The organism is uncultured Eudoraea sp. (assembly GCF_947258925.1).
GTDB lineage: Bacteria > Bacteroidota > Bacteroidia > Flavobacteriales > Flavobacteriaceae > Eudoraea.
Genome location: NZ_CAMYKG010000004.1, coordinates 54171 through 66319 on the forward strand (window position 1 = coordinate 54171; position 12149 = coordinate 66319).

Genomic DNA, 12149 nt, shown 5'->3' on the forward strand with positions numbered 1-12149 from the left:
GAAGTGGAAAATAAATGTTTTTGAATATTTGTTCTTAAACAATTTAATCACTTAATTTAACTAATGGACTAAGATAGCGATATGGTTTTAGCTAAGTTGCTACTAATCAAGCTTAAAGATGTTTTTAAGAATTATTACTATAAATTCGGGTATCAATAAATTTATTTTGGCTAGGTTTTTGATTAATTCAAAAATATGAAGCGAATATTATTTCTTCTTTTAATCTGTGGTTGTTCCTACTCAGCTATCTCACAATCAAAGCAAGCGGTATTTAAGAAGGGTACTATAACAGATTCGATTCCCATCAATGATTCTATTCCTGAAACCTATAAATTATATATTCCAAAAAAGTTTGACGGCAAGGGAACCTGGCCCATAGTTTTTGTTTTCGACATGAATGGGCAAAATTCTCAGGCAATTAATGCTTTTAAAGGGGCCGCGGAAAAGCAGGGATATTTTCTCGCTTCATCAAATAGTATTCATGACTCCCTATCAATTTCCAAGAATATTATGGTTGCCAGCAGGATGTTTCAGGCAGTTGCGAAAATGCTCCCCGTTAATAGCGAAAGAGTTTATACAGCAGGCTTTGCCTCCGGGGCTAAATTTGCATCAATAGTCCCTTCATTTATAAAACAGGTTGATGGAGTAATATCATGCGGATCATTCGTGGCTAATGTAGAATTGTTAGATATAAAAAACTCATTTCACTTTGTGGGAATTGTGGGCAATGAGGATTTCAATTATACGCAAATGTTGCAGGGTAGGGAATTGCTAAATAAAATGAAATTTCCTAATAATTTATTAGTATTTGATGGAGGTGAACGCTGGAATGATTTTAGGTTGATAGAAAAAGGGTTAAAAATCTTGACCCTTGCAGCAATAGCAAAGGGGAATGCCCCGAAAAATGATTCGCTGGTAATGACTTCTTATAGCAATGATTTTGAAGAATATCAAAGGCAGCTAAATTCTAATCAGATGCTCACTGCTGCTAATCTGCTCAATGAATTGATTTCTGTTTACAGGTCTCATGTCGGAGTTGATTCCCTGAAAGAGAAAGTAAAAACTTTGAAAAAAGATAAAACGTATAGAGCTCAAAAACGCCTTTTTAGTAATACGCTTTTTCAGGAGTCATTCATCAAAGACGATTATAATTATAATTTAATGGAAGATTTATCAACTCTAAATTATAATAATCTGGGCTGGTGGAACTATCAAATAACGGATTTAAAGAAATATGAAAAAAAATTGTATCCCTTCGAAAAACACGTTGGAAAGAGATTGTTGGGGTATATAAATGCGCTAATTGAAGATAATATAGATATTGAAAAGGAGTATCAGGATGCTGATGATGAGGTTTTAAGTTATCTATGGATGCTGAAAACAATTACAGAGCCAAAGGCATATCAGTATTATTTAAAAATAATTTCGGATAGTTCTAAATATGAGGATTTTGGGACGGCCTTGTTTTATCTCGAGGAATTATTAAAAAATGGATATCAGGACAAGACAACACTATATTCCTTGGAACATACAGCTCTTTTGAGAATAATGCCCGAGTTCAATACCATAGTAAATAAGTACCTGAAAGGTTCTCGGTATGATGCAATTATTGAGGAATAGTTTTAGGTACTAATTCAAGTTCCCAATCTATGACCAAACCTTTAGCCAACGATTTGGCTATTTCTTTTCCGTAAAGATGTTCACATAGATATAGGGCGGCCTCAAAGCTTTTAGCGCCACCTGCGGAAGTGATATACTTGCCATCATGAACAAATAGTACACTGTCCTTTACATTTAAATGTGGGAACATTTGCCTGTATTTTGATATGTCGCTGGGAAAGGTGGTAGAGGCTACATTATCTAGTAGTCCTGCTTTTGCCAGAACAAAAGCACCATCGCAATGAGAAGTCATAAATAATGCATTCTTGTCTACTCTTTTTATAAAATTAAGCATGGCCGTATCTTTCAAATCTTTGTCCAGATGGTGTTCTGCGCTTGGAATTACCAGTATATTTATTGGTGGAAGGGAATCTTTTAAGTAATTAAAATCGGGTAAAATTCGCAGTCCCTCAAAAGTTGTTATAGGCTCTAAAGTATTAGCCACCGTGAACGTATTCATCGCTTTGATGCCTTCTCTGTATTTTGTATGTTGAAAAATGTCATACGGGGCTGTAAATTCTGTATTATATGTTCCATCCATGATTAAAAAGGCAACATTATAATTATCAGGATTTAATTCAGTGTTACTTTTAAGAATAGTAGCTGTAGTCTCTGGATTCCTCTTTTTTTCGGAACATCCATAAACCATGCCTAAAAGGAAACTAAGGACCAAGAAATTTTTCATAGATTTTACTTTCGGGAATTGTTTAGAAGTAATTTTTTCAGCAACAAAAGTAGCAAAATACCGAGTAGGCCAATAAATGAAGCCAAATACCAGGTGGTTTGGTAGCCGAATTTTACAATGGATAGCATTCCTGAATTATGGGCGAAAATGTGAGAAATGGAAAAGGCTATACTATAAAGGGCCATATACTCTCCTTGTCTGCCTCTTTTAGCTCTGTCCATAGCAAAGGCATTAGAGAACGGGAATGCGATCATTTCCCCAAGTGTCATCAATAACATCCCTATAGCAAGTACCCCAATCCATGAAGTAAAATTTAGAATAAGAATACTTAAAGAAACAAGCGCTAAACCAATTATCATATTCGATATTTTGGACTGGGACCTGGTTTCCATAAATTTTATCAGGGGCATTTCAAAGACAAAAATTATGAAGCCATTCACAGCCAGGAGTAAACCTATTTGTGTTTCATTTAGTTTATGTATGTCATTATAGTATATGGGAATTGTGGAAAAATACTGCACAAATATGAATCCGAACAGGACCATTGCAATAATAAACAACAAATACGGGACATCTTTATATGCAGATTTTGGTGTTTTGTTTTCTACGCTATCAAGGATTTTTACCTTTTTGGGATTCAGGAGAACTAATAGCAAAAAACCTGCCGCTATACAACTAATACCGTCTACCCAAAATAATCCATGGTACCCTATTGTGCCAATTATTAGTCCACCTAAGGCAGGTCCCGCAGAAAATCCAAGATTTATTGCAAGGCGAATAAGAGTCACAGATCTTGTTTTGTTCTCAGGCATGCTATACGCGCTTAGCGCTACAAATGTGGCAGGTCTGAACGCATCGGCAATGATCATTAACACAAAAATACCACCACAAATTGACCAAAATGATTCGAAATATTGCAGGATAATAAAAAGTATTCCTGTAAGTATTAGACTTGCCAACATCACAGGGTATGATCCAAAAACATCTGTTAATTTACCACCCAGCCATGCTCCAATAAGTGAGCCTAATCCAAAACAACTCATGATAATACCAACATTTTCCAGGGTGAAACCAAGATCCCGGGTAAGATAAAGTGACAAAAATGGGATGACCATAGTACCGGCCCTGTTTATTAAGGTAATCAAAGACAGCCACCATACTTCTTTGGACAATCCTTTAAATGAATTTATATAGCTGTTATAAATCGACTTCATTCTTTCTAAAACATAAAAAAGCCTGACATTCTTGCCAGGCTAAAATCTATAAATTGGTATTTAATTTATTTAGAGTTATATGGCATGCCCTGCTACGGAAATTTCCCTGCTAAAATTAGAATTATTGATCTGCTCATGTTGATATCTTGCCGGGTAAAAATATATAAAAAAAGGAGATGTTGTATTTTTGAACGAAATACCGGTTTATGAAAAGAAAAATTATGGCTGCTATCATTTGTTTGTTTTTTGGTATTCAGGGATGTGCAGACAAACGTAAATATCATGATACGACAAAGTCCGAAAGTGCAGCAAGTGGTTCACAGATTGTTAAGGAAATTGTGGGCTTTCAAAATAAGCTCAATGAAGAATTCCGAAATCCGGAGACCTCTCCATTACCGGACAGATATCGAAAAGATTTTGAGGGATTAGATTTTTTTGAACCGGATACTTCATTCAGGGTGATAGCTACCCTCGAAAGAACCGCAGACGCGCTTCCGTTTATGATGCCAACTACTACTGATCGCCTTTCTGAGGAGGTTGTATACGGGATAGTAAAATTTATTTTAAAAGATAAAGCGTACAGTCTGGAAGTATATCAAAATGTGGAATTAATGGATACTGCAGAATATAAAGATTATCTTTTTTTGCCTTTTTTGGATAATACCAATGGTAAAGAGACCTACGCCGGTGGTCGTTATCTGGATTTAGCAATTCCTGAAGGTAATTCTATTATACTGGATTTTAACAGGGCTTATAATCCTTATTGTGTGTATAATAAGAAATATTCCTGTCCTATTGTCCCAAAAAGAAACTTCCTGAATACTAAAATTATGGCTGGGGTGAAAAGCTTTAAGCAAAATTCAAATAAATAGGCCCCGATGTGTTACCATCAGGGCCGGCATGTATTTAACTAAACAAAACAAACTAAACTATTTCTTATATCTAGTAGGAAAATACGGCAGCAACCAAGAAGGATGCTAAACTTTTTGACGCTTCTAAATCATTATTTATGAATGCGTCATCTGATGCACTGTCTAACCTGAACTCAGGAATAAATTTCAGATATTCACCAACGGTTATATTTCCTGTAAGCGCTATTTCGAATACATCCGAATCTGCAACTCCTGTGCCAATAGCACCAAAATTCCCCTGTTCTGAGAAATATTCTGCCCGTAATCCAATAGCAAATGTATCGGAAGTTGTATACTGGGGATATATTGCTGCACCCCAAAAACCAACCCCGTCAGTGTCCTGGTAGGTAGCGTTTAAACCAAGAAAAAAGGAATCACCTATATCAAAACCACCGGTATAGTCAATTTGAAAAAGGCCCTTAATATCAGTGTCGGTTGGAACCCCCGCAACCAGGATCTCATTAAACCCTTGTTTCCCATATATAAAGTTTAAAAATTGACCGGCATACCCTAACTGGGCTCCAAAGGAATATTCGCTAAATGGGTTAATATCAGTAAAGTCTGTTGGATTCATTACCGCTACCATTATTGACCAGTCGTTCCCAAGATCAAAATCAGCCTTTATACCTGCGTGTGAAAAGGGGCCATAAGAAAACATATAGGAAGTACTATAATTAAAGTTTCCAACCGGGGAAATTACCTCGTAGCCAAGGAATGTATTAAAATTCCCGAAGGTTAATGTGGTTTTTTCACTGACATTCCAGTAAACATAAAGCTGGTTAATAATATTCGCCGAACCTAAAGGCGATCCGAAAACGGCTTCTTCACCACGTGGACCAAAAACTAAATCGGCAACAACTCCTACTTTTTCGCCTTCATAAGCTCCTATTAAGTTAACCATACCCAATGCAAAACCAGGTCTGTTGGCAAAAGAAGTTCCGGGCGCGGTTGGTCCAACAGATCCACCGGTATCGTCTGGTATTACTTTGTTAAGGCCATTAAAATTAGCCCTGAAATATCCATCAACTGACCCACTAAAGGAAAATTTCTTTTTTTCCTTTTCTTCCTCTTCCTCTTGGGCAAAAGCTGCCGTTCCAAGCAATAGTAATGCCAAAAAAAAGAGATTTTTTATGTAACTTGTGTTTGTAAATGTTTTCATAATTCAATGTTTTTAAGATTCCTTACAAAGGAATTCGTTAAACGTGTTAATTTGATTTAATTGAAGATTTTACATAACGGAGCGTTCTGCCAAACGCTCCGTTAATTTTTATGTTATTAGTGTTGATTCAATCTAAAATCGGCATAGGCATCCATTCCGTGTTCTGCCAAATCCAAACCATCCATTTCTTCCTCTTTAGGAACTCGTATTCCAACTGTTTTCTTAAGAGTAAAAATGATTATGAAGGCTGTAATACAACAGAATACACCAACTGAAGCAACTCCTGTTAATTGATAGATAAACTGTTGTCCTCCGGCCAGGTCTCCGAATATACCTACGGCAAGAGTTCCCCAGATACCACATATAAGGTGAACGGTGACTGCCCCAACAGGGTCATCTAATCTAATCCTATCAATTAGGGCTACCCCCAGAACAATTATGGCACCGGCTATAAGGCCTATAACTACTGCTTCGTTAGGGGACATCAGATCGGCACCAGCCGTGATCCCGACCAAGCCTCCCAGTATACCGTTCAGGAACATAGTAAGGTCCATATTCTTATACAAAATAGTGGATAGGATAATGGACCCAACGCCGCCGGCTGCTGCAGCCAGACAGGTTGTTACCAGAACAAGTGATGTAGCAGCTGGGTCTGCAGATAATACAGAGCCTCCGTTAAAACCAAACCAACCCAACCAAAGGATGAGTACCCCGGCTGTAGCCATGGGAATGTTATGGCCCGGGATAGCTTTTGGTTGCCCATCTTTGCCAAATTTCCCAATTCTGGCTCCCAGAAGGTAAATGGCAATTAATGCACCCCAACCACCAACTGAATGTACCAGCGTTGATCCTGCAAAGTCATAAAAGCCTCCTTCTTCTCCGCCTAATGCAGAAAGGAATCCGCCACCCCATTGCCAGGAACCTACGATAGGGTATATAAGGCCTACATATATGATAGTAAATATCATAAAAGGACCTATCTTAATACGTTCCGCAACAGCACCTGAAACTATCGTCGCTGCTGTGGCCGCAAACATTCCCTGAAAAAGGAAGTCAGTCCACCAGGTATAACCTCCATCTGCATATTCAGGAGTCATACCATTTTCCGGGGCGTCAATCCCAAAACCTGCAAATTCCAAAATACCCATCGAACCTTCTTCAAATCCGGGGTACATTAAATTAAAACCACCTATATAATACATCAGTAATCCTACTGTAATTATAAAGATGTTTTTAAAGAGTATATTAATCGTGTTTTTTTGTCTGGTGAGGCCAATTTCTAAAAAGGCGAACCCTGTATGCATAAAAAATACAAGGGCGGTACATACCATCATCCAAACGTTATTAGCTGTAAATAATCCTGCGTCCATTTCTTTTAAGTATTAGTTAGTAACTTTTTAGTTGATTCCGGCCTGGCCGTTTTCCTTGGTTCTTATTCGATAGGCCTGCAGTACATCGGAAACAAATATTTTTCCATCACCTACATTCCCTGTGTAAGCAGCTTCCAGAACTGTATTAACCGTTCTTTCAAGGAATTCGTCAGATATCACAATTTCCAGGTACCTCCGTTGTATATCAGTAGTACTATAGGAAATACCACGATAGACATGTCCTTGTTTTTCATTTCCAACTCCAGTTACATCCCAGTAACTAAAGAAATTTACCTCAATTTCATGCAGTGCTTTTTTCACGTCATCAAATTTGGATTTTCTAATAATAGCTTCAACTTTTTTCATTTGTATATTTTATTGTTGATCGCGTCAAATATATATAGAATAAGTTAAGACCCTAAAAAAATAGGGGGTAGTATGGCAATTTTTATATTTATAATAAAAAGACCCTCTAAAATTTGAGGGTATATCAGAAAAAAAGCATTTATTTGTTTTTATGATTATTTTGTGGGAACGTTTTAACTAAAGTTGTAGGAAAGCAAAAAAAAGCTGTTCATTATCACCATGAACAGGCCTAAAAAATACCTTCAATAAAAGGAAGCTTAATTATATACTAAAGGAGGTCACATCAATCTGGCAAGCCAGAGCCCGGCAGCTACAGCAAGAACCCCTACTGCAATGCTACTTATTGTATAAAAGGAAAAGTGAAGCAATTGTCCGGATTGAAGTAAGCCGTGGTTTTCCAATGCGAAAGCAGAAAAAGTGGTAAAGCCACCACAAAAACCAGTAGATAGTAATAAGGTTTGATCTTTGGACAGGAGGTCGCCTTTCACAGAGGTTCCTAGTATAAACCCAATCAAGAAGCACCCAATGATATTTACAAGGAATGTTCCAAGAAAAAAATTGTGGAAATAATCGTTGAAAGATTTACTGATAATAAAGCGAAGCATGGTACCAAAGCCACCTCCAATAAAAACAAGGAAGAATTGTTTCATACCTTAAAGGTATAAAACTAAATGGCTTTTTTGTACTTAGCCGAATCTAAATCCAGCGGGTATATTTTGGTAATCGACTGTTCTGAAATATTTTTTCTGAGTTTACTTACTTGCTTACCGGCGTTGGTAACACTGTATATTAAAAGTGCTGCATTCAGAAGAACTAAAACAAGAACAATTGTTAAAAAAGTGGTCATTTAATCGAATCTTATTAATTGGTTAACGCAAAATTAGTTATTTTCTTACATTAAACGAATGAAAAGTAAAGATTGTTGTCAAATGCGTAATTTTTGTGGCGTTCGTATAATATTTGTTAATTTTTGAGAATGTCTTTAATAACAAATAGAATTATTACGAATAGTATAAAGACAATTCCTACCCACTTCACACCTTTGTAATTCTTAATATGAAGTTTTTTGTCTTTTCTATAGGCAAGTATGAGAATTAATGTGAATAACAAAATAAAAACTACCGCAAATATTAGTTGACCGGTGCTAAACATATTATTTATTTTTATACAAAATTAAAACAAAAAATCCATGAAAAGGAAAATAGCTGCTGTTGAACTATTTCATAATTCTTTTGGACTTGGAGTATCTCACTCAATGAGGGCGAACTTGGGTGAGGCAAAGAATAAATTACGATTTAATCTCATGGATGAAGAGAATAAGGAGTACTTTGAAGCAGCACAAAACAATGATCTGGCAGAGGTAGCCGATGCTCTGGGAGATATGCTTTATATTTTATGCGGGACTATTCTGGAACACGGGATGCAATATAAAATAGAAGAAGTTTTCGAAGAAATACAACGAAGTAATATGAGTAAATTAGGAAAAGACGGTAAGCCTATTTACAGGGAAGATGGAAAAGTATTAAAGGGGCCAGAATATTTTAAACCAAATATTCAAGCTATTCTTGATAAATAAAATGGACGCTAAATCTTAGCGCCCATTTCTTTTTTGTTTTATAGAACAACATTACATTACCTTGTAACGCCATCCAAATTTATCTTCGATCCTGTTGTATTGAATATCCATTAATTGCTGTTTCAGGACAGACGCATATGAATTTTCAATTTTGGGCAATTCATAGCGTTCACCTTTATAGCCAAAGCCTAAAATAGGATTAATTACAGCAGCAGTCCCGCTTCCAAACATTTCTTTAAGCGTATTATTCTTAATCCCTTCTACAATTTCAGAAACCTTAATAGGTCTTATTTCCAGTTCAATTCCCCGGTCTTTGGCAATAGTTATGATACTTTTTCTGGTTATACCATCTAATATCCTGTCTCCTGTTGGACAGGTGATAAGTTTGTCTTCCAGCCTAATAAAAATATTCATTGTACCTGCCTCTTCAATATACTCATGGGTGTTTGCATCTGTCCAAACCACCTGTTGAAAACCTTCTTCTTTGGCAAGATTGGTTGGATAAAATTGTCCGGCATAATTTCCGGCGGCTTTGGTAAAACCAAATCCACCATCCGCTGCCCTACTAAATTTTTCAGCAATCTTTACCCTTACTTCACCACCGTAATAAGCCTGTGCCGGAGAACAAATAATAATAAATTTAAATTCTTCGGAAGGTGAGGCAATTATCCCGGGTTGTGAAGCAATTACAAAAGGACGTATATACAGGGAATTGCCTACGCCAGGTTTAATCCATTTTTCATCCAATTGTAAAAGTTTCTTAAGTCCATCGAAGAAGTACTCCTCAGGAAATTCTGGCATTGCAAGCCGCACACTTGATTTGTTAATGCGTTTGAAGTTTTCATCCGGTCTGAACAACCAAACTCCCCCCTCATCATCCCTGTATGCCTTCATTCCTTCAAAAACGGCCTGACCATAATGAAATACCCTGGCAGAAGGTTCCATTTGCAAGGGTTGATATGGAATTATCTTAGGTGTCTCCCAGGCACCATTCTTATAATCACAGATAAACATATGGTCTGTGAAGTATGCGCCAAAAGGAAGATTTTCAAAATTTACCTGATTAATCTTAGATGATTCAGCTTTCTCAACAACGAGGTTTTTTACTACTGTATCCATTAGAGTCTGATTTTTCTAAGACTAAAATTAAACAATTATCATCTTTAATGACTTCTTTTTTCAGGGAAAAATCACCAGTTTTGCAGATGAGTTATAAAAATTGATAATAATGAAAAGTTTTAACATTTTCCTTGTGGTTTTAGTACTCTTAACCGGATGTAAGGATCAAAAAAAACCGTCTAATCCCGGCGAAAATCAAGAAGTTGAAAGGAATTATGCTTCTTTTGGAAAGGCAATAGACGGTGAAAGTGCTCTTGGAAGTGACGAGATGTTTGGTAAATACCAGTCTTTGTTGGCAACAGATACCCTGAATTTAAAATTTGAGGCCACGGTAAATGATGTATGCAAATCCAAAGGATGCTGGATGAAACTGAATTTGAAAAACGGAGAGGAGGTCATGGTGAAATTTAAAGATTATGGTTTTTTTGTACCTAAAGATATAGAGGGTAAGGAAGTCATAGTTAATGGAATCGCTTTTCTCGATTATATGAGTATCGAAGACCAAAAACATTATGCGGAGGATGCGGGAGAATCTGAAGAAATGATAAATCAGATCACCGAAATTAAAAAAACCTACGGTTTTGAGGCTGATGGGGTCTTAATAAAGCAATAGGTTGATAAGAAAGATTATTACTACCGGCGATGGTTCTAAAACTATCCAAATTCAGGACTGGAACGAACAATACCATTCTATTCATGGAGCTGTAAATGAGGCTTACCACGTCTTTATTGATACGGGGCTTTCGTACATTACTAAAAAGGCAGTTGCTATTTTGGAAATTGGTTTTGGCACTGGTTTAAATGCTCTTATTACCATGGTTGAGTGTGAAAAAAACGGGCGAAAAGTTGATTATACGGGCATTGAAGCATATCCAATAACTGTTAAAGAATTAGTACAATTAGACTATATTGAAACTTTAGGAGTAGCTAATTTTAAACAGGCTTTTGACAGGATGCATCAAAGTCCCTGGGAAGAAAAAACAGTATTAACGCCCTATTTCACTCTCAAAAAACAAAAAAAAGACTTCCGGGATATAAGTTATACAAACTGTTATGACCTTATTTATTTTGATGCTTTTGGTGCCAGGGTACAGCCAGAGCTTTGGACTGAGCACATATTCAGCAAGATGTATAAGGCTTTAAAAAGTAATGGGGTATTGGTCACATATTCGGCCAAGGGAAGCGTTCGAAGAGCAATGCAAGCAGCAGGGTTTCTGGTTGAACGCTTACCTGGGCCACCTGGTAAAAGGGAGATGATAAGAGCTCTTAAGAAGACCGGGGAAAAAGATTCTTAGATATAAAGTCTAAACAATACTGTTAAATCCAAATTAAACCTGGTGCAGTCAGCATTAAAATCCAATATCTTTACCCAAAAACAGTAAATGAAAATTTTAATTACCGGGGCTACTGGATTAATTGGTACAGCAATAAGCGATCTATGTCGTGAAAAAGGATGGTCGGTAAATTACCTTACTACGGATAAAGCCAAAATAAAAAACGCAAGTGATTACCGTGGTTTTTATTGGGAACCAAACGCTAACAAGATAGACACCAATTGTTTTGATGGGGTAAATGCGATAATTAATCTTGCAGGTTCCAGCATTGGCAAAAGATGGACTAAAACATACAAAAAGCAGATTATCTCTAGTAGGATCAATAGTTTAAGAACACTTCACAGTGCATTGGAAAAGCTAAACCTGAAAGAAAAAATAAGTATCATTTCTGCATCGGCTATCGGAATCTATCCAGATTCATTATCAAATTTTTACACAGAAAACGAAACTAAGATAGATCAAAGTTTTTTAGGGGAGGTAACGGAGATTTGGGAAAAAGAAATTGATAAATTTCAGGAACTTAATTGTACAATCACTAAAATAAGAATCGGTCTTGTTCTATCTTCCAAAGGGGGTGCTTTACCCAATATGGCAAAGTCTGTACGAATGTATTTAGGTTCATCATTTGGTTCTGGTAAGCAATGGCAATCATGGATTCATGTCCATGATCTGGCAAGAATGTTCCTGTTTGCAATAGAAAATAATCTATCCGGAGTATACAATGGTGTTGCACCAAACCCGGTAACTAATTCAAAA

14 protein-coding genes are annotated in these 12149 nt (G+C 36.6%); 6 read left to right on the top strand and 8 right to left on the bottom strand.

What is annotated here, in order from left to right; translation table 11 throughout:
- Positions 1–195 precede the first annotated feature (195 nt).
- The gene (locus Q0X77_RS01860; protein WP_297792304.1) at positions 196–1620 is read left to right on the top strand and encodes an alpha/beta hydrolase; all 1425 of its coding nucleotides are present in this window, start codon (positions 196–198) and stop codon (positions 1618–1620) included.
- Here the strand turns inward: Q0X77_RS01860 and Q0X77_RS01865 are convergent.
- A complete protein-coding gene (locus Q0X77_RS01865) occupies positions 1607–2344 on the bottom strand; it encodes a DJ-1/PfpI family protein (RefSeq protein ID WP_297792306.1) in 738 nt (245 codons plus the stop codon). The genes Q0X77_RS01860 and Q0X77_RS01865 overlap by 14 nt on opposite strands.
- Before the next feature lie 5 nt (positions 2345–2349).
- On the bottom strand, positions 2350–3558 hold the full coding sequence (locus Q0X77_RS01870; protein ID WP_297792308.1) for an MFS transporter: 1209 nt from the start codon (positions 3556–3558) through the stop codon (positions 2350–2352).
- Positions 3559–3764: 206 nt separating this feature from the next.
- Here Q0X77_RS01870 and Q0X77_RS01875 point away from each other — a divergent pair, with 206 nt between their 5' ends.
- The gene (locus Q0X77_RS01875) at positions 3765–4430 is read left to right on the top strand and encodes a DUF1684 domain-containing protein (RefSeq protein WP_297792310.1); all 666 of its coding nucleotides are present in this window, start codon (positions 3765–3767) and stop codon (positions 4428–4430) included.
- 70 nt (positions 4431–4500) lie between these two features.
- Here the strand turns inward: Q0X77_RS01875 and Q0X77_RS01880 are convergent, their stop codons facing one another.
- The 5 genes from Q0X77_RS01880 to Q0X77_RS01900 all read right to left on the bottom strand — a co-directional run bounded on the left by Q0X77_RS01880 (position 4501) and on the right by Q0X77_RS01900 (position 8211).
- Positions 4501–5628 (bottom strand): outer membrane beta-barrel protein, encoded by a 1128-nt coding sequence (locus Q0X77_RS01880; RefSeq protein WP_297792311.1) that lies wholly within the window; start codon positions 5626–5628, stop codon positions 4501–4503.
- Between the two features lie 116 nt (positions 5629–5744).
- Positions 5745–6998 carry an ammonium transporter gene (gene amt, locus Q0X77_RS01885; RefSeq protein ID WP_297792314.1) on the bottom strand — a complete coding sequence of 418 codons (1254 nt, stop codon included), beginning with the start codon at positions 6996–6998 and terminating at the stop codon, positions 5745–5747.
- Positions 6999–7025: 27 nt separating this feature from the next.
- Complete coding sequence (locus Q0X77_RS01890; protein ID WP_297792316.1) at positions 7026–7364, bottom strand: P-II family nitrogen regulator; 339 nt, start codon at positions 7362–7364, stop codon at positions 7026–7028.
- 278 nt (positions 7365–7642) lie between these two features.
- Complete coding sequence (crcB, locus tag Q0X77_RS01895) at positions 7643–8014, bottom strand: fluoride efflux transporter CrcB (protein ID WP_297792318.1); 372 nt, start codon at positions 8012–8014, stop codon at positions 7643–7645.
- A 17-nt stretch (positions 8015–8031) separates the two neighbouring features.
- Complete coding sequence (locus Q0X77_RS01900; RefSeq protein ID WP_297792320.1) at positions 8032–8211, bottom strand: hypothetical protein; 180 nt, start codon at positions 8209–8211, stop codon at positions 8032–8034.
- A 342-nt stretch (positions 8212–8553) separates the two neighbouring features.
- Here Q0X77_RS01900 and Q0X77_RS01910 point away from each other — a divergent pair, with 342 nt between their 5' ends.
- Positions 8554–8940 (top strand): nucleoside triphosphate pyrophosphohydrolase family protein, encoded by a 387-nt coding sequence (locus Q0X77_RS01910; protein ID WP_297792324.1) that lies wholly within the window; start codon positions 8554–8556, stop codon positions 8938–8940.
- Positions 8941–8991: 51 nt separating this feature from the next.
- Here the strand turns inward: Q0X77_RS01910 and Q0X77_RS01915 are convergent, their stop codons facing one another.
- Complete coding sequence (locus Q0X77_RS01915) at positions 8992–10059, bottom strand: branched-chain amino acid aminotransferase (protein ID WP_297792326.1); 1068 nt, start codon at positions 10057–10059, stop codon at positions 8992–8994.
- Positions 10060–10168: 109 nt separating this feature from the next.
- On the opposite strand from Q0X77_RS01915, the gene Q0X77_RS01920 reads away from it, so the two are divergent.
- The 3 genes from Q0X77_RS01920 to Q0X77_RS01930 form a co-directional block, all read left to right on the top strand.
- Entirely contained in the window at positions 10169–10672 is a 504-nt protein-coding gene (locus Q0X77_RS01920; RefSeq protein ID WP_297792328.1) for a DUF4920 domain-containing protein, read from the top strand.
- Position 10673: 1 nt separating this feature from the next.
- Complete coding sequence (mnmD, locus tag Q0X77_RS01925; RefSeq protein ID WP_297792330.1) at positions 10674–11354, top strand: tRNA (5-methylaminomethyl-2-thiouridine)(34)-methyltransferase MnmD; 681 nt, start codon at positions 10674–10676, stop codon at positions 11352–11354.
- An 87-nt stretch (positions 11355–11441) separates the two neighbouring features.
- Positions 11442–12149: TIGR01777 family oxidoreductase (locus Q0X77_RS01930; RefSeq protein ID WP_297792332.1), on the top strand; the 708-nt coding region annotated here is incomplete at its 3' end.

What these genes read in the sequence shown, in the direction of transcription:
- Q0X77_RS01860 (WP_297792304.1), top strand. Translation starts at nt 196, where the DNA reads ATGAAGCGAATATTATTTCTTCTTTTAATCTGTGGTTGTTCCTACTCA.
- Q0X77_RS01865 (WP_297792306.1), bottom strand. Translation starts at nt 2,344, where the DNA reads ATGAAAAATTTCTTGGTCCTTAGTTTCCTTTTAGGCATGGTTTATGGA.
- Q0X77_RS01870 (WP_297792308.1), bottom strand. Translation starts at nt 3,558, where the DNA reads ATGAAGTCGATTTATAACAGCTATATAAATTCATTTAAAGGATTGTCC.
- Q0X77_RS01875 (WP_297792310.1), top strand. Translation starts at nt 3,765, where the DNA reads ATGAAAAGAAAAATTATGGCTGCTATCATTTGTTTGTTTTTTGGTATT.
- Q0X77_RS01880 (WP_297792311.1), bottom strand. Translation starts at nt 5,628, where the DNA reads ATGAAAACATTTACAAACACAAGTTACATAAAAAATCTCTTTTTTTTG.
- amt (WP_297792314.1), bottom strand. Translation starts at nt 6,998, where the DNA reads ATGGACGCAGGATTATTTACAGCTAATAACGTTTGGATGATGGTATGT.
- Q0X77_RS01890 (WP_297792316.1), bottom strand. Translation starts at nt 7,364, where the DNA reads ATGAAAAAAGTTGAAGCTATTATTAGAAAATCCAAATTTGATGACGTG.
- crcB (WP_297792318.1), bottom strand. Translation starts at nt 8,014, where the DNA reads ATGAAACAATTCTTCCTTGTTTTTATTGGAGGTGGCTTTGGTACCATG.
- Q0X77_RS01900 (WP_297792320.1), bottom strand. Translation starts at nt 8,211, where the DNA reads ATGACCACTTTTTTAACAATTGTTCTTGTTTTAGTTCTTCTGAATGCA.
- Q0X77_RS01910 (WP_297792324.1), top strand. Translation starts at nt 8,554, where the DNA reads ATGAAAAGGAAAATAGCTGCTGTTGAACTATTTCATAATTCTTTTGGA.
- Q0X77_RS01915 (WP_297792326.1), bottom strand. Translation starts at nt 10,059, where the DNA reads ATGGATACAGTAGTAAAAAACCTCGTTGTTGAGAAAGCTGAATCATCT.
- Q0X77_RS01920 (WP_297792328.1), top strand. Translation starts at nt 10,169, where the DNA reads ATGAAAAGTTTTAACATTTTCCTTGTGGTTTTAGTACTCTTAACCGGA.